The organism is Ruegeria sp. YKSF57 (assembly GCF_059612585.1).
The window spans coordinates 19,309-35,084 of sequence record NZ_JBXWQW010000018.1; the positions used below are offsets into that span (position 1 = coordinate 19,309).

16 protein-coding genes are annotated in these 15,776 nt (G+C 62.2%); 10 read left to right on the top strand and 6 right to left on the bottom strand.

Features of this window, described 5'->3' with window-relative positions:
* Window positions 1–2 precede the first annotated feature (2 nt).
* On the bottom strand, window positions 3–1,481 hold the full coding sequence (locus AC2FLX_RS09265) for an inorganic phosphate transporter (protein ID WP_480749440.1): 1,479 nt from the start codon (window positions 1,479–1,481) through the stop codon (window positions 3–5).
* Window positions 1,482–1,573: 92 nt separating this feature from the next.
* A complete protein-coding gene (locus AC2FLX_RS09270; protein WP_480749439.1) occupies window positions 1,574–2,032 on the bottom strand; it encodes an NUDIX hydrolase in 459 nt (152 codons plus the stop codon).
* A 162-nt stretch (window positions 2,033–2,194) separates the two neighbouring features.
* Between AC2FLX_RS09270 and gnd the strand changes: the two genes are divergently transcribed.
* Window positions 2,195–3,592, top strand: a complete 1,398-nt coding sequence (gene gnd, locus AC2FLX_RS09275) for an NADP-dependent phosphogluconate dehydrogenase (RefSeq protein ID WP_496811419.1) — start codon at window positions 2,195–2,197, stop codon at window positions 3,590–3,592.
* Window positions 3,593–3,687: 95 nt separating this feature from the next.
* Here gnd and AC2FLX_RS09280 read toward each other — a convergent pair whose 3' ends face one another.
* On the bottom strand, window positions 3,688–4,122 hold the full coding sequence (locus AC2FLX_RS09280; protein WP_496811418.1) for a GNAT family N-acetyltransferase: 435 nt from the start codon (window positions 4,120–4,122) through the stop codon (window positions 3,688–3,690).
* A gap of 161 nt (window positions 4,123–4,283) precedes the next feature.
* The gene (locus AC2FLX_RS09285) at window positions 4,284–5,042 is read right to left on the bottom strand and encodes a hypothetical protein (protein WP_496811417.1); all 759 of its coding nucleotides are present in this window, start codon (window positions 5,040–5,042) and stop codon (window positions 4,284–4,286) included.
* A gap of 168 nt (window positions 5,043–5,210) precedes the next feature.
* On the opposite strand from AC2FLX_RS09285, the gene AC2FLX_RS09290 reads away from it, so the two are divergent.
* Entirely contained in the window at window positions 5,211–6,020 is an 810-nt protein-coding gene (locus AC2FLX_RS09290) for a class I SAM-dependent methyltransferase (protein ID WP_496744196.1), read from the top strand.
* Window positions 6,021–6,059: 39 nt separating this feature from the next.
* Here the strand turns inward: AC2FLX_RS09290 and AC2FLX_RS09295 are convergent, their stop codons facing one another.
* Window positions 6,060–6,974 (bottom strand): alpha/beta fold hydrolase, encoded by a 915-nt coding sequence (locus AC2FLX_RS09295; protein WP_496811416.1) that lies wholly within the window; start codon window positions 6,972–6,974, stop codon window positions 6,060–6,062.
* A 125-nt stretch (window positions 6,975–7,099) separates the two neighbouring features.
* On the opposite strand from AC2FLX_RS09295, the gene AC2FLX_RS09300 reads away from it, so the two are divergent.
* Window positions 7,100–8,710: a GMC family oxidoreductase gene (locus tag AC2FLX_RS09300; protein WP_480749433.1), complete on the top strand. Its 1,611-nt coding sequence runs from the start codon at window positions 7,100–7,102 to the stop codon at window positions 8,708–8,710.
* Window positions 8,711–8,757: 47 nt separating this feature from the next.
* Here the strand turns inward: AC2FLX_RS09300 and hrpB are convergent, their stop codons facing one another.
* Window positions 8,758–11,205: an ATP-dependent helicase HrpB gene (gene hrpB / locus AC2FLX_RS09305; RefSeq protein WP_496875417.1), complete on the bottom strand. Its 2,448-nt coding sequence runs from the start codon at window positions 11,203–11,205 to the stop codon at window positions 8,758–8,760.
* A gap of 125 nt (window positions 11,206–11,330) precedes the next feature.
* On the opposite strand from hrpB, the gene meaB reads away from it, so the two are divergent.
* The 7 genes from meaB to AC2FLX_RS09340 all read left to right on the top strand — a co-directional run bounded on the left by meaB (window position 11,331) and on the right by AC2FLX_RS09340 (window position 15,710).
* A complete protein-coding gene (meaB, locus tag AC2FLX_RS09310) occupies window positions 11,331–12,308 on the top strand; it encodes a methylmalonyl Co-A mutase-associated GTPase MeaB (RefSeq protein WP_496810078.1) in 978 nt (325 codons plus the stop codon).
* Window positions 12,309–12,544: 236 nt separating this feature from the next.
* Complete coding sequence (gene rpmB / locus AC2FLX_RS09315; protein WP_480599182.1) at window positions 12,545–12,832, top strand: 50S ribosomal protein L28; 288 nt, start codon at window positions 12,545–12,547, stop codon at window positions 12,830–12,832.
* A gap of 123 nt (window positions 12,833–12,955) precedes the next feature.
* Complete coding sequence (locus AC2FLX_RS09320) at window positions 12,956–13,612, top strand: pyridoxamine 5'-phosphate oxidase family protein (protein ID WP_496810077.1); 657 nt, start codon at window positions 12,956–12,958, stop codon at window positions 13,610–13,612.
* A 151-nt stretch (window positions 13,613–13,763) separates the two neighbouring features.
* Window positions 13,764–14,192: a CBS domain-containing protein gene (locus AC2FLX_RS09325; protein ID WP_496810076.1), complete on the top strand. Its 429-nt coding sequence runs from the start codon at window positions 13,764–13,766 to the stop codon at window positions 14,190–14,192.
* A gap of 85 nt (window positions 14,193–14,277) precedes the next feature.
* Window positions 14,278–14,637, top strand: coding sequence for a hypothetical protein (locus AC2FLX_RS09330; protein ID WP_480749428.1), 360 nt, complete (start codon window positions 14,278–14,280; stop codon window positions 14,635–14,637).
* Window positions 14,638–14,688: 51 nt separating this feature from the next.
* Window positions 14,689–15,129, top strand: coding sequence for a copper chaperone PCu(A)C (locus AC2FLX_RS09335; protein ID WP_496810075.1), 441 nt, complete (start codon window positions 14,689–14,691; stop codon window positions 15,127–15,129).
* Window positions 15,130–15,338: 209 nt separating this feature from the next.
* Entirely contained in the window at window positions 15,339–15,710 is a 372-nt protein-coding gene (locus AC2FLX_RS09340; protein ID WP_496810074.1) for a YybH family protein, read from the top strand.
* Window positions 15,711–15,776: the final 66 nt, after the last annotated feature.

Consider the following 15,776-nt stretch of genomic DNA (forward strand, 5'->3'; position numbering starts at 1 on the left):
GATCAAACCAGCGTGTTCAGGATCAGGAAGATCACCGCCGACATGAGTGCGGCGGCAGGCACAGTGATCACCCAAGCGGCAACGATGGTCATGAAATGCGACCGCCGCACCAGCTTGCGGCGCTGGCGTTCTTCACGCGCCAGACGCAACTCGGCCGGTGTCTGGCTGGCCGAGTTCCGCCGCCGGCGATCGGAATGCCATTCGCGATAGAATCCTACGCCAAAGACACCGCCCACCGCGATATGGGTGGAACTGACCGGCAGGCCCAGCCAGCTTGCGACAATTACCGTGATGGCGGCGGACAATGCCACGCAATAGGCGCGCATCGGGTTCAGCTTGGTGATCTGGCTGCCAACCATGCGGATCAGCTTGGGGCCGAACAGGAACAGGCCGAACGAGATGCCGAACGCCCCGATCACCATCACCCAGCTCGGGATCGATACCTTGGCGGAAAAGCTGCCGAACTCGGTCGCGTGCACGATGGCCGCCAGCGGACCGACCGCATTGGCGACGTCATTGGCACCATGGGCAAAGCTCAACAGCGCCGCCGAAATGACCAACGGTAGGCCGAACAGCGTCTTGACCGACTTGGTGCGGTTCTCCATGCCCTCGGATTTGCGCCGCACCAGCGGCACGGTGATGGCCCAGGACGCAACCGCGGCGACAAGACCGATCAACAGGGCGTATTCCAGATCGATCTTGACGATCTTTTTCAGTCCCTTGACCGCAAGGTAAGAGGAGAAAGCGCCCGCCATGACCGCCACGAGTATCGGGACCCAGCGGCGCGCGGCGGCGATCTTGTCGTCCTGATACTGGATCTTGTGCTTGATCAGCGCGAGAAACAACGCCGCGATCGCACCGCCCAGCACCGGCGAGATCACCCAGCTTGCCGCAATCGTGCCCATCGTCGACCAGCTGACCGCCGACAGGCCCGCCGCTGCGACGCCGGCCCCCATCACGCCGCCCACGACCGAATGCGTGGTCGATACCGGTGCACCAACCCATGTGGCCAGGTTCACCCACAGGGCCGAGGATATCAGCGCCGCCATCATCGCCCAGATAAAGACCTGGGTATCCTCGACCGATGCCGGATCGATAATGCCCTTGGAAATGGTCGACACCACGTCACCGCCCGCCAGCAAGGCGCCCGCGCTTTCGGCGATTGCTGCAATGGCGATGGCCCCGCCCATGGTCAGGGCATTGGCGCCCACCGCAGGCCCCATGTTGTTGGCCACGTCATTTGCGCCGATGTTGATGGCCATATAGGCCCCGAACGCCGCCGCCGCGATGACAATGACGTTGCCACTGACACCGCCAAAAAAAACTGACGCCACCAGACCCGCAAGCACGATGAAGGCCAGCGATATGCCCGGCGCAACCAGCGGACGCGAGACATAGCTCGTGGCCGCCTCCACACGCGAGATGCGCTTGAGGTCCTTATCGAGGGATTTCCAGCGGGTTGGTGTCGGTGAATCGGTCATGATCTTTCGGCAGCAGGTGTCACGTCGCGCCCGCGACTAGTCGCTTGCCCCCCGACTCGCAAGAGAAACGTCAAAAAACCTTCGTGAATGCGCTACAATTGACGCAGAATGGCCTGCAGTTCGGGTTCGTTCACCCGGTTGGCGGCATCTGCCGGAGACATCCATTTCCGCTTGCGCTCATGCGCCTCGGGGTATTCGTCTGACAGGCTGTCGACCAGCAACCGGTAGACGCTGGTCCGGACGGTCTGCGACGACCCGTCATCCAGCACCTTGTCATAGGAATACCGTCCCACCGGGTCTTGCCAGACATTCGCCTTGCGCACGCCGGCCTCTTCCCACGCCTCGCGAAGTGCGCTTTCCGGCCCGTCCAGCCCGTCGATGGGCCAGCCCTTGGGCACGATCCAGCGGCCCGATCCCCGGCTGGTGATCAGCAGAACCTCGTCGCCGCGCTTGGTGGGCCGCGTGCACAGCGCCGCAACCTGCACCCCGTCGGGGCGCCGGACCAGAGGTCGCACGACCTCTTCCCAAGCTTTCCGTAACCGTTTGTTCATCGGACCGATTTCGTGTTCGCGCTGATAAATCGATGCCGCTTCAAATAAAGGTTTCGCGGTCGGATTCAACGGGAGGCGCAGAATTTATCCACAACCGTCACCGGGTTGCGCCGGTTTCCGCCATATCGCATTCTGCGCCGGTCAAACAGCACGGGGACAGGCATGGGCAAGGCAAGGATCGGGGTCTACGGTCTGGGAACGATGGGCAGCGCATTGGCCCTGAACTTTGCCGAAAATGGCATCCCCATCTGCGTCACAAATCGCGAGGTGGACTGGATCGATCCATTCGTGACCCGGGCCGGGCCATTGGCCGACAGGATCAGCACGGCCCCAACCCTGGCAAAGTTTGTCGCGCAGCTCGAAACCCCGCGCCTGATTCTGCTGATGATCCCGTCGGGCGCGCCGGTTGATGCCATGATCGATGCCATCCGCCCGCTTCTGTCGTCCGGCGATACCCTGATCGATGCTGGCAACGCCGATTTCAACGACAGCCGCCGCCGCTCGGCAGAGTTTGCGGGAACGGGGCTGCACTTCGTCGGCATGGGCGTTTCCGGCGGAGAGGAGGGCGCGCGCCACGGTCCTTCGATGATGGTGGGCGGCTCGGATCACAGCTGGCACCACCTGCGACCGTTGCTGGAACCGATTGCCGCCAAGTTCGACGGTGATCCCTGTGTCGCGCATCTTGGCCCTGACGGCGCGGGGCATTTCGTCAAGACTGTGCACAACGGCATCGAATATGCCGACATGCAGATGATTGCCGAAATCTACGGCCTACTGCGCGACGGGGCAGGGTGGGAGGCACCGCGCATCGGCGCGCTGTTCCGGCGTTGGGAAACCGGCCCGCTTGCCTCGTTCCTGGTCGAGGCCACCGCTCGCGTCCTGCTAACCACCGATCCGCTCTCGGGCCGTCCGATGGTCGACATGATCCGCGATCGGGCCGGTCAGAAAGGCACAGGGCGCTGGACAGTGATTGAGGCGCTGAAACTGGGCCAGTCCGCCTCGGTTATCGAGGCCGCCGTCGGCGCCCGCGCTTGGTCGTCCGCCAAACCCGCCCGGCTGGCCGCCGCCGCGCATTTGCCGCCCGCAGATTGCACAGTGTCGACTCCCGATCCAGATTTGCTGACGCAGGCACTTTATGCAGGCCGCATTCTGGCACATCTTCAGGGCTTCGACATCCTTCGCGCCGCCTCGGCCGAATACGGCTGGTCGCTTGATCTTGCCCGCATCGCCGAGATCTGGCGCGCGGGCTGCATAATCCGCTCATCCCTGCTCGACGACCTCGCCCCGGCCCTGCGTGAAAAGCCCGAACGCCCAGCCTTCCTCGCCCCGGCCGTACCGGACCTTCTCGCCCCCGCGTTGCAAGGCCTCCGGGCTATCGTGGCGCAATCAATCACCTCGGGCCTGCCGGTTCCCGCGCTCTCCTCCGCGCTCGGCTGGTACGACAGCATCCGCCAGGCCACCGGTACCGCCAACCTGATCCAGGCACAACGCGATTTCTTCGGCCATCACGGGTTCGAGCGCACCGATCGCCCGGGGGAAACGCATGGCGAGTGGGGATAGGCGGGATAAACTGAAGAGTTCAGCACCGTCGAAAGAAAGTCTACCCCAAGCCGCTCCGGTCAGGTTGCAGAGATCGACCCGATCAGATCACAACCCTAACCGATGCCCAACTCAAAGTAATCGTAGCCTTCGGGCGGATTGACGTCCCAGGGCGCGACCATCCTGAACCCCAGCCGTTCATACAGGCGTCGGGCTGGCAATTGACGCTCCCCGGTTGTTAGCCTGACGTTGAGATATCCTTGTTCTCTGGCCAGCTTGATCACCGCCTCGCAAAGGGCATGTGCAACACCGCTTTTTCTGAAAGCAGGAGCAACGAACATCGATTTCAGCTCACAGTTTTCATCATCCATTCGATAGGTCGCCACCGTTCCCGCCGGTTTGCTGCCCAAATAAGCAACAAGGACATTTCCTTGCGGCGGAAGGTACACAGCCGGAAGTTGTGGTGAGCGCTGAAAAAACCACGACCCCCGGTAGTACTCTTCGATGGTTTCCAGATCGTCGTGGTAGAGAACCTTGTTCGCTTCATACAAACCTCACATGAGACTTGCCGCGTGGTTGATCTCAGCCTGCGATCGTGCTTCGCAAATGTTCATAACTCTCTACTCCCGCACATGTGGGGCAGGTCGATCTTAACACCGGTTCTGCTATGATGCACACGACGATGAGAGTTTCCTTTGCTCCGCCAGCAGGCTCAGGGCCCAAAACGCTCGGTGAATTTCACCGGCAATATCCGGATAGAGAGGATTTCTTCGTTCCCATCCAAAAGCGGCAACAGATCCGGGATCGAATTTTCCAGATCAACGGACGAAACACTGTTAGGGTGGTTCAGCCCCTGTATCATATAGGAAATCTGCTTGATCCGAAAACCGACCGGGTCTCCTTCCGGGGCATCCGGATCAACCACCTTCCCTTGCTGCGTCGAATATCGCGGTGCCAGCCCCGAGTATGACATTTCTAGCCTGAGCGTCCCGCTTTCGGCGTCGATTTCCCAATGGTCGGTGACCGCAGCATGACCACGACTTTCAGTAACCCGCGATACCGAACGGCGCATGTTGACCATGCTAACGCGGGTGGTCGAACTTGGGGTCAGATCGTCGGTGGCAAACCGGCCCGCGTTGAAGATACGCCACTTGACCGCTTCGTTGCGACCCCATGTAAACAGCCGCATGTTGAGATAGCCGGTATCCCGCCGCGGCTTTCCTTCGGGATTCAGATCGGAATGCGTTTCACCCAGGATAATCAGCAGGTTGGCCCCCGCCCAAGCGCCTTTTGTCCAGGGGGCCAGCGTCCAGCCCTCAGGCAACAAACCCTGAGCCGCCTCGGAACTAACCTTCAAATACAGAAAGACTTCCTCGGAAATCGTTGACCCCAGCGGTGTTTCTGCCCGCGATTGAGACGGTAACGCGCTCAGAAGCAGGACCAGAAAGATAACGAAACGCCTGACTAACATTGTGCACCTCCTGAAGGAAGCAGCGCCAAGTCAATCCAGAGTACATGCTTTGTGGCCGCAAAACAAACGGCGCACTCTAAAACGTTGAGCGGCCGGTTGGTTTCTTTGGCGTTACCGGCCTTTCGCGCAATTTTCGTGTTATGCTTTGGCAGTAAACCGGAGGGGGCCATGGCATTCGAGGAATTTCGCAAACAGGAACTGGACGGCTGGGACAAGCGGGCCGAGAATTACGAAACCCTGACCGCGCGTGTCACGACCCAGGCAATCCCCGCCCTGCTCAGCGCCATTCGCGCGCGCGTCGGTCTGAAAGTGCTCGACATCTGCACCGGGCCGGGTTTCGCCGCGGGCGCCGCCGACGCAATCGGGGCGCATGCCGAAGGCGTTGATTTTGCGCCTTCCATGGTCCGAACCGCAGCCCGACGCTTTCCACACGTGCCTTTCCGGGAGGGAGACGCGCTTGCGCTCGATGCACAAGACGAAAGCTATGACGCCGCAATCTGCAACTTTGGCGTCTTTCACTTCACGGACCCAACGAAAGCATTTTCCGAAGCCTTCCGTGTCATCCGACCGGGCGGGCGCTACGCCTTCAGCCAGTGGTGCTCGCCGAAAGACTCCGCATTGTTCGCCACGGTTTTCGGAGCGGTCTTGCGGCACGCGGACATGAGCGAAGTCCCGCCGTCACCAGACGCATTCGCCTATTCCGACCGCGATCTGTGCGCAAAAGCACTGATGGTCACAGGTTTTGAAGATATACAAGTCATCGACGTTCCAAGTTGTTACCATGGTCAATCAAGCGGCTTCTGGTCCGAGTTCCTGCAATTCAGCGTTCGAACGCCCATCATCATGGACCAGCAAACACCCCAAGCCGTGAAGGCAATCGAATCCGACGTCACCGAGGGCATTCTCAAGTTTGAACGCGACGGAGCGGTCGCTATCCCAATGCCGAGTTTTGTCGTCTCGGGAACAAAACCTTCCTGAGAATTCCGCGTCGGAAAACACGCCCATTCCATCTCCCGCTCAAGCGGGCGCGATAGGCCCTTGTCCGACTTCGTCAAGGAACTCCAAAATAAATGCATTCAAAGCCTCGGGCGCGTCCTCATGAACGATGTGCGATGCGTTCTCGATCATTTTGATCCGCGCATCCGAAAGGCAATGGAACAGCCCGTCAAGAAGCAGCTTGAAAAGCGGTGGGCTGTCGGTGCCGCCAATCAGAAGCACGGGAACACGGACATTCTGGAATGTCTTTCCACACAGATCAGGGAACCCCTGATACAGGGCCAGTGCGCGGTCAGGCCCCCGATTGTCCCAGACCTGCGCAAAACGTTCCTCCGACAAGGCTTCGAAATACCGCTCGCCCAGCACCCCTCGGGCAAAGATTTCAACAGCCAGCTTGTCCTCCCCCCTGCGAAAAGCCTTTTCCGAAGGGCCGACGGTTCGTGCACCGAATTTCATGATTGCGAAGGCAAGCCGGGGCTCCGAAACCAGAAGCCGGATCAATTGATTTGCCGTCGGCGGAATGCTCACGTGCATCGAAATCGCTGGCGGTTCAATCAGGATGAGACTGCGAAACAGCGCTGGTACTTGCTCGGCGGCCAAAAGTGAAACAAGCGCGCCCCAGGAATGCCCGACGACATGCGCAGGCCCGGCATCCATTGCTCTGACCAGAGCGGCAAGATCATCGACATGGGCTTGAATGGGATCGGGCGCATCTGACGGTATTGGCGCGTTGGGCGCGTGAAAGCGGCGGCTATAGGCGATGGTGCGAAAGCGTTGCGGAAAAACATCTATCTGATGGGACCATGTTCGCAAATCCGACGCGCTGCCATGCACAAGCACCAACGGGTCGCCGCCACCTTTTTCCAAGGCAGCAAGAACGGTGCCGTTCACCTCCACCGATTGGACCGAGGTCAAGTTGAGCATGTCCGTAAGCATAGCACAAACCGCACGCGTCTTTAATCGTGACCACGGCTGTCTGCGAAGGTTACCGGAAAATGCCCGAACACCCCCATTGCATCCCCCGCCCCAATCGGCAAGCTGGCGGGTAAGGAGAGAGCACCATGACCGAACAGCTGACAGGGGACTATGACTATGTGATCGTCGGTGGAGGTACCGCCGGCTGCGTGCTCGCCAACCGCCTGAGCGAAAATCCCGATACTCGGGTGTTGTTGCTCGAAGCGGGCGGCAACGACCTCTATCACTGGGTGCATATCCCCGTGGGTTACCTCTATTGCATCGGCAATCCCCGCGTCGACTGGATGATGAAGACAGCCGAGGAACCAGGGCTGAACGGTCGCTCGCTGGTCTATCCACGCGGCAAGGTTCTGGGCGGCTGCACCTCGATCAACGGCATGATCTACATGCGCGGGCAGGCCGCCGATTACGACGGCTGGCGGCAGATGGGCAATACGGGTTGGGGCTGGGACGACGTGCTGCCCTATTTCCGCAAATCCGAGGATCACCACAAGGGCGAGACCAATCTCCACGGGGCAGGGGGCGAGTGGAAGGTGACCACCCAGCGCGTCAGCTGGGACATCCTGCGCGCCTTTCAGGAGGGTGCGCAGGAATTCGGCTACGGCCCCACCCCGGATTTCAATTCCGGCAACAACGAAGGCTCGGGTTTCTTCGAGGTGAACCAGAAAAACGGGGTCCGCTGGAACACCACCAAGGCCTTCCTGCGCCCGGCGTTAAAACGCCCCAACCTGCGGGTGCTGACCCATGCGACAACCGACCGGCTGATCCTGGATGGCCGCCGCGTCACCGGCGTCGTCTTTCGCTACAAAGGCCGCCTCCTGACCGTTACTGCCCGGGCCGAGGTGCTGCTCGCCGCGGGTGCCATCAACTCGCCCAAGCTGTTGGAGCTGTCCGGCATCGGCCAGCCCGACCGCCTTTCTGCCCTGGGTATCACGCCCATTCTTGACCTGCCGGGAGTGGGTGAGAACCTGCAGGACCACCTGCAGATCCGCACCGTGTTCAAGGTCTCGGGCACTCAAACCCTGAACGAAACGGCCAACTCTGTGCTGGGTCGCATCGGTATCGGCCTGAAATACGCACTTTCCCGCTCCGGCCCGCTCAGCATGGCGCCTAGCCAGTTCGGCCTCTTCACCAAATCCGACCCCGCGCTCGCCACGCCCGATCTCGAATACCATGTCCAGCCGCTCTCCACGGACAGGCTCGGCGACCCTCTGCACCCGTTTCCGGCCATCACTGTCTCGGTCTGCAATCTGCGCCCCGAAAGCGTGGGCCACAGCCACATCACCACCAGCCAGCCCGACCCGCAGCCGCATATCCGCCTCAACTACCTCAGCGCCGAGCGCGACAAACAGGTCGCTGTCGCCGCCGTCAAACAGACGCGCCGGATCATGACCGCGCGGGCGCTGCAACCTTACTGCCCACAGGAATTCCTGCCGGGTCCGGAAATCGCCACCGATGCCGACCTTCTGCGCGAGGCCGGAAACATCGCCACCACGATTTTCCACCCGGTCGGAACCTGCAGGATGGGCGCCGACCCGATGGCCGTCACCGCACCAGATCTGCGCGTCCACGGCCTTTCGGGTCTGCGCGTGATCGACGCCTCGATCATGCCGAAAATCGTCAGCGGCAATACCGCCTCCCCGGTCATCATGATCGCCGAGAAAGCCGCCGACATGATCCGCACTTCATCTTTTTGAGGATACTCCGGGGGAGGCGCGGCTCGCCGCGCCGGGGGCAGAGCCACCTATGACCGCGGCTTTGCCCGCAATGTCGGGTCGGCTGCTGTGGGGTCCTCCGGCCAGGGATGTTTGGGGTATTGCGCTCGCATGTCCTTGCGCACGTCCGCATAGGACCCGGCCCAGAATCCCGGCAGATCGCGGGTAATCTGGATCGGTCGCCGCGCCGGCGACAAAAGCGTGATCTTCAAAGGCTCGCCCCCGATCACCGGGTGCTGCGTGACCCCGAACAACTCCTGCAACCGCACCGAAATCTCCGGCACCGCGCCACCATAGTCGATCGGCACTTTCCGCCCCAGCGGCGTGGTAAAGGACCCCGGCGCGCGGCGGTCCAGATCCTGCAACTGCTCCCAGCTCAGTGCGGTCCTGAGCGCGGGCAGCAGGTCGAACCGCTTCCATTCTTCGGCGCTGCGCACGCCGGACAGCATCGGCAACAACCACTCCTCCAGACTTGCCAGCAGCCCCTGTTCGGAAAAATCCGGCAGATCGGCACCGTTTTCCCGCACCAGTTCCACCCGCGCGGCGAGACGCGCGGCCGCGCCTTCCAGCCGCAAGCCCAGATCGCGCACCCCGTCCAGCATCGCCGCCGCCACCGCCGCGTCGGGCGCGTCTTTCCAGACCCGGTCCTCCAGCGTGATCGCGCCGAAGCGCTCCTGTTGCCGCGCCACCACCCTGCGGTCGCGCCTTGACCATTCGCAGACGTCCACCCAGACAATCTGCTCACCAAACAGCTCCCGGATGTCCCGTTCCGAGATCTGGGCGGCCAGCCGAACCCGGGCTTCGCGCGGATTGCCATCGGTATCGATTGCCACAAGATACGGCACCCCTGCCAGCCCGTCTCCGGCCTCCAACACGGTGCCTTTGCCGCCCGACAGAACGAACCTGGGTGTGCCCCCCTTGCGCCGCTGCCCGATACGGTCGGGATAGGCCAGCGCCGCCATGGCCGCGACGCTCATCCGCTCGTCAGAGGATTTCGTCTGCCCGCGCAGCCGCTTCGCCTCGGCCCGCACTCGCTCCAGCACACTCATGTGCAGCGCATAGGGCCGGTTGCGCTGAAACGTCTTTGCATCCCGCAATGCCTCCAGCCGCAGGCTCAGATCCACCGGCGCGCCCTTCAGCGGATCACGTTCGGCCATCAGCGCCGCCAAAGGTGCTGCCTCGCCCCCCGCCGTCACCAGCATATGCCCCAGACGCGGGTGCAGGGGCAGGGCGGCCAGCGCCCGCCCGTGATCGGTGATCCGTCCCTTGCCATCCAGCGCGCCCAGCATCGCAAGCAACGCCCGCGCCTCGGCCATCACCTCATTGGGCGGCTGCGTCAGAAAGGCCAATTCTGTCGGCTCGGCCCCCCATAGCGCCAGCTCCAGCGCCAGTCCGGTCAGGTCCGCCGCCTCGATCTCGGCAGGTGGAAAGGCGGCCAGCGCCCCGTCCTCGCCCCTGGACCACAGCCGGTAACACACACCTTCGGCCACCCGGCCCGCGCGACCCGCCCGCTGGGTCGCCTCTGCCCGCGTCACCCGCTCGGTCACCAGCCGTGACAGTCCCGCGCCCGGATCGAACCGCGCCCGCCGGGCCTGGCCCATATCGATCACCACCCGGATGTCGGGAATGGTCAGCGAGGTTTCCGCGATCGAGGTCGCCAGTACCACCTTGCGCCCCGCCGACACCGGCGCAATCGCCGCCCGCTGCGCGGCAAAGGGCATCGCGCCGAACAGGGGGCGCAGCACGCAACTTTCGGGCAATCGTTTCGCCAGCGCCGCCTCGGTCCGACGGATCTCGCCCTCGCCTGGCAGAAACACCAGCATCCCGCCGCCTGTCCCGCGTGTCTCCCGCTCGGCCCGGACGACCAGATCGGCCAGCGCGTCCAGACGCCGCGCCTGCGGCCCCAGCGGACGCTCCAGCCAGCGTGTCTCCACCGGATAACTCCGCCCCTCGGAACTGACCAACGGCGCATCCATCAGCACCGCCACCGGTTCGGCATCCAAGGTTGCCGACATCGCCAGCAGGATCAGGTCGTCCCGCAGCGCGCCCGCCACTTCCAGACACAGCGCCAGTCCCAGATCGGCATTCAGGGAGCGTTCGTGAAACTCGTCAAAAATCACCGCGCTCACGCCGGGCAGGTCCGGTTCGGATTGTAGCATCCGGGTCAGGATGCCTTCGGTCACGACCTCGATCCGCGTCGCCCCGGACACCCTGGCATCGCCCCGAACGCGATACCCCACGGTCTCGCCCGCGCGTTCCCCCAGCGTCTCGGCCATGCGCTCGGCGGCGGCCCGCGCCGCCAGCCTGCGCGGTTCCAGCATCACGATGCGGCCCTCGCACAGCCCTGCCTCCAGCATCGCCAGTGGCACTTTTGTGGTCTTGCCTGCCCCCGGCGGAGCCTGCAACACCGCCCGCCCGCGCGCTTTCAGCGCGGCAATCAGATCGGGCAGGGCATCATCTATCGGCAATTGGTCCATGCCGCCTTATCGCCAAAGCACAGACCGGCGTCCAGTTCGCCTGCGGCAAATCCCGCCGCTTCCGATACTGGACAAACCCCGTCCCGCTACGTCATCAAGGGCAAAATTCCGGGAAGGGGGCGCGCATGAACATCGCAGAGCTTGGCGACAAGGTACTGACCGGCGACCGCCGGGCGCTGGCGCGCGCGATCACCCTGGTCGAAAGCAAGCGCCCCGACCACCGCGCACAGGCGACCGAACTGCTCGAATATCTTGCCCCCGCCGGTCGTCAGGCCCTGCGCATCGGTCTGTCCGGCACGCCGGGGGTGGGCAAATCCACCTTCATCGAATCCTTCGGCATGCTGCTGACCGGGCAGGGGCTGCGCGTTGCCGTGCTTGCAGTCGATCCCAGCTCGGCCCGATCCGGCGGCTCGATCCTCGGCGACAAGACCCGGATGGAGCGCCTCAGCCGCGAGCGGAATGCGTTTATCCGACCATCCCCCAGCCAGACCCACCTGGGCGGCGTCGCCCGCCGCACGCGCGAGGCGGTGGCGCTCTGCGAGGCGGCAAGCTTTGATGTGATCCTGATCGAAACCGTGGGCGTCGGCCAGTCCGAAACCGTGGTTTCAGAAATGTCCGACCTGTTCCTGCTGCTGCTGGCGCCCGCCGGTGGCGACGAGTTGCAGGGCGTCAAGCGCGGCATCATGGAAATGGCCGACTTGATTCTCGTCAACAAGGCAGACGGTGCCCTTAGGGAAACCGCGATCCGAACCTGCGCCGATTATGCCGGCGCGCTGCGGCTGCTGCGCAAACGCCCGCAGGATCCGGCCGGTTTTCCCAAGGCTCTGATGGTCTCGGCGGTCGAAGAACAGGGGCTGGCCGAGGCATGGGTTGAAATGCAGGCGCTGGTCGACTGGCGCAAGGAAAACAGCCACTGGGATGCCAATCGCTCCGCACAGGCCCGCTACTGGTTCGATCAGGAAGTGCGCCATGCCCTGCTTGCGCGCCTCGACACCGCCGAGGCCCGGGCCAACATGATACGGCTCAACAACGAAGTGGCGCAGGGGACGCTCAGCCCCGCCGCCGCCGCCGAACGCATGCTGGCAACGCTCTCGGGGACCTGACCCCCACTTCATCTTTTTTCAGATGCTCAAGCCTTAGGCATGGCCCGGCACGGGCCATTCCGCCGAACCTTGCAAACTTCGCAAGCTTCTTGAAAGATTCCGCATCCGCCATCTTGACCCTTCCGGCGATTCCTCCTAAACGCATCCAACCAGTTTTCGGGCGCGACTTCGGGTTGCGCCCCTTGTGATTTGGCAGAAGGCCGGATGCCCTGCCACCAGAAACAAAGGATGTAACCATGTCGCGCCGTTGCGAACTGACCGGAAAAGGCCCGATGACTGGCAACAATGTCAGCCACGCCAACAATAAAACCAAGCGTCGTTTTCTACCCAACCTTAACGATGTTACGCTGCAGTCGGAAACCCTAGGCCGTGGCGTCAAGCTGCGCATCTCGGCTTCCGCTCTGCGCTCGGTTGATCATCGCGGTGGTCTGGACGCGTTCCTGGCCAAGGCCAAGGACGAAGACCTGTCCGCCAACGCGCTGAAAGTCAAAAAAGAGATCGCCAAGGCCCAAGCCTCGGCCTGATCGCTTTCGAAAGTCGGATTTTGAAACCCCGTACTGTGCCGGTACGGGGTTTTTTCTTGTGTGCTGTCCGCGCGACGGACAACTGCAAATCTGCTAGGATGTGCCTCCGAAGGGAGACCGCTCATGGCAGAGTTCTATTCCAGCGCCCACCGGCATCTGCAGGACAAGTTCGAAACCCGAAGACTGGCCGATGCGCTGCACGACAGGGTCATGCGCTCGGCACTGGCCCCGATGGACCGCAGGTTCATCACGGCCAGCGACTTCTTTTTCCTGTCCACCATCGACCACGCCGGTTTTCCCTCGGTTTCATACAAGGGCGGCGCACCCGGCTTCGTACGCATCCTCGACGACCGCACCCTGTGTTTTCCGATCTATGACGGCAACGGTATGTTCTATTCGGCCGGAAACATCGCCGATACCGCCAGAGTCGGCATGCTGTTCATCGATTTCGAGCAGCCCCGCCGCCTGCGCCTGCACGGGCGGGCACAAGGGTCGACGTCATCGACCTTGTTCGACACCTATCCCGGGGCGCTTATGGTGGTGCGGGTCGATCTGGAAAACATCTTTACAAACTGCCCCCGCTATATCCACCGCTACCAGCGTCAACAGGCTTCGGATTTCGTGCCACGGCCCGGCGTCGAAACGCCCGTCCCTGACTGGAAACGCGTCGATTACCTGCAGGAGCTGCTGCCGGAACCGGACCGCAAGAAAGCGGCGGCAAGCGGCGAGACAACCACCGAAACCGAGTATCGGCGGAAATTCTGGAAAGGTCTGGAGTAGGCCCATCTCCTGTGGCGGAGTTCCGGTCTCTTATTGCGTGTACAAAAGATTGAAAAGAATGGGCATTAATTGATCTGAATCATTGTTTTTTTTACGGTTTGTGGCAATGATTTTTCATCAGGTCACCATCTACTGAGCGAGGTAGAGGACCATGCCGACACTTCAGCAATTGCTCAATTCCAAAAGTCAGAAGGTTCTGACAATTCATCCGACCGCGACGGTTCTGGATGCCATCCAGAAAATGGCCGACGCCGATGTCGGTGCAATCGTGGTAGTGCAGGGCGGCAAGTTGATGGGGATTTTCACCGAACGCCACTATGCGCGCGAAGTGTTCCTCAAAGGCCGCTCCTCTCCGAAAACACGGGTGGGTGATGTCATGGCGACCCGGGTCTCCTACGCGCCGCCCGACCAGACCGTGCAGGAGGCGATGGCGGTTATGACCGACCTGCGCGTGCGCCATTTGCCGGTGATGGATCAGGGGCAACTTGTGGGTATTGTGTCGATGGGCGATCTGGTCAAAAGCATCATCAGCGACCAGCAATTCGTGATCGAACAACTGGAACGCTATATCAGTGGTTGACCCTGCGTCCGCCAGGGGCCCCAGCGCCCTGCTGTCGCAGGGTCGCGCAATGCGCTTGAAGCACCGCGTCCGCAAGGCGTATGCAATGACTCAAATGAACCATCCGTTCCGCCCATATCTGGCGCTTGTGTTGTCGCTGCTGCTGGTCCTCACTGGCCAAAGCCTTGCCGTTTCGCGCGGGATGAGCGCCGCTATGGGCCAGATGGAACTGTGCACCGGCACTGGCCCGGTCATGGTCTACATGGACGAACAGGGCCAGCCGACGAAACCGCCGCATTACTGCCCCGACTATGCCCTGACCCTTTTGGGTGCGGTTCTGCTGGACCAGTCACCGCTGCCCGCCGCACCGGATCACGACCGGCCCGCAGCCCTTTACGCAATAGATCTGAACGCTCCTGTACCGCATCTGCACGCCGCCGCGCGCGCGCCTCCACTTGTTGTCTGATTTTCGCATTCAACTCGCAATACAGACAATCAAGACAATGGGAGAGACGCCATGTCGCTCAAATCCACCCTGCTTACCGCAGTTGCAACCCTGACCCTGGCCGGTGCCGCGCTGGCCGACGGCGCGATCGTGATCGAAGACGCCTATGCCCGCTCGTCAGGCAAGAATGCCAAGGCCGGGGCCGCATTCATGACCATCACGAACCAGTCTGATGCCGATGACCGTCTGATTGACGCGAAATCGGGCGTGGCCGGCCGCGTCGAGCTGCACACTCACCAGATCAACTCCGAAGGCGTGGCCCAGATGGTCCATATCGAAGAAGGTTTCGTCATTCCCGCGAACGAGGCCCACAATCTGCAGCGCGGCGGCGACCATGTGATGTTCATGGGGATCAAGGCTCCCTTCGAGCAGGGCGCAACGATCCCGGTCACGCTGATCTTTGAAAACGCCGGCGAGATCGAGGTCGAGATCCCCGTCGATCTGAACCGCTGATCCGGCAGGCGGCAGCGCCTGTCTTCGCACCGCGCTGCGGCCCTCGTCAATGCGTCAGGCCGGGTATCCCCGGCCTGTTGCCGTTGCGCCCTTCGGCAATCGCATACAGCCGGCCTGGTGGCCGCGCGTTTCGTGTTACGATGGGGCTGTAAAGCGGTGCCGCAGCTATTGCGCCCACGCGCCGGGATTGGTGATTGAGGGTTTTGACCATGGACATAAAAAAGTTACTCGAAGACTTCGACGCGGCGTATAACGACGCCTTCAACCGGGGTGACGCCGCGGCCTGCGCCGCGTTCTTTACCGAGGATGTTGTCCTGCTGGCGCCCGGTCAGCCCATGATCCGCGGCCGCGCCGCGTTCGAGGAAGTCTACCGCTCGCGGATGGAAGTCTCCGACGGTGGCACCCATACCAATGCGCTGATCGAATACGGTGTCGAGGGCGACATGGCCTATCAGATCGGAACCTACGCCGTCATCGGTGCAACCCCGCCCGAAGAGGGCAAGTTCGTCAACGTCCTGAAACGCCAGCCCGATGGTACCTGGAAGGTCGCCGTCTCTATCTTCAACAGCGACCGGCCGTAAAGCGTTTCTAGCAACTGTATTTCCCAAGCGGCCTGAGCCGACCGGTTTTGCTGAGATTTGAGGAGT

Excerpts from the sequence above, each read along its gene's own strand:
- AC2FLX_RS09330 (WP_480749428.1), top strand. The coding sequence starts at position 14,278 with ATGACTCAAATGAACCATCCGTTCCGCCCATATCTGGCGCTTGTGTTG.
- AC2FLX_RS09295 (WP_496811416.1), bottom strand. The coding sequence starts at position 6,974 with ATGCTTACGGACATGCTCAACTTGACCTCGGTCCAATCGGTGGAGGTG.
- AC2FLX_RS09290 (WP_496744196.1), top strand. The coding sequence starts at position 5,211 with ATGGCATTCGAGGAATTTCGCAAACAGGAACTGGACGGCTGGGACAAG.
- meaB (WP_496810078.1), top strand. The coding sequence starts at position 11,331 with ATGAACATCGCAGAGCTTGGCGACAAGGTACTGACCGGCGACCGCCGG.
- AC2FLX_RS09335 (WP_496810075.1), top strand. The coding sequence starts at position 14,689 with ATGTCGCTCAAATCCACCCTGCTTACCGCAGTTGCAACCCTGACCCTG.
- AC2FLX_RS09340 (WP_496810074.1), top strand. The coding sequence starts at position 15,339 with ATGGACATAAAAAAGTTACTCGAAGACTTCGACGCGGCGTATAACGAC.
- AC2FLX_RS09270 (WP_480749439.1), bottom strand. The coding sequence starts at position 2,032 with ATGAACAAACGGTTACGGAAAGCTTGGGAAGAGGTCGTGCGACCTCTG.
- AC2FLX_RS09285 (WP_496811417.1), bottom strand. The coding sequence starts at position 5,042 with ATGTTAGTCAGGCGTTTCGTTATCTTTCTGGTCCTGCTTCTGAGCGCG.
- AC2FLX_RS09300 (WP_480749433.1), top strand. The coding sequence starts at position 7,100 with ATGACCGAACAGCTGACAGGGGACTATGACTATGTGATCGTCGGTGGA.
- AC2FLX_RS09265 (WP_480749440.1), bottom strand. The coding sequence starts at position 1,481 with ATGACCGATTCACCGACACCAACCCGCTGGAAATCCCTCGATAAGGAC.
- AC2FLX_RS09325 (WP_496810076.1), top strand. The coding sequence starts at position 13,764 with ATGCCGACACTTCAGCAATTGCTCAATTCCAAAAGTCAGAAGGTTCTG.
- hrpB (WP_496875417.1), bottom strand. The coding sequence starts at position 11,205 with ATGGACCAATTGCCGATAGATGATGCCCTGCCCGATCTGATTGCCGCG.
- gnd (WP_496811419.1), top strand. The coding sequence starts at position 2,195 with ATGGGCAAGGCAAGGATCGGGGTCTACGGTCTGGGAACGATGGGCAGC.
- rpmB (WP_480599182.1), top strand. The coding sequence starts at position 12,545 with ATGTCGCGCCGTTGCGAACTGACCGGAAAAGGCCCGATGACTGGCAAC.
- AC2FLX_RS09320 (WP_496810077.1), top strand. The coding sequence starts at position 12,956 with ATGGCAGAGTTCTATTCCAGCGCCCACCGGCATCTGCAGGACAAGTTC.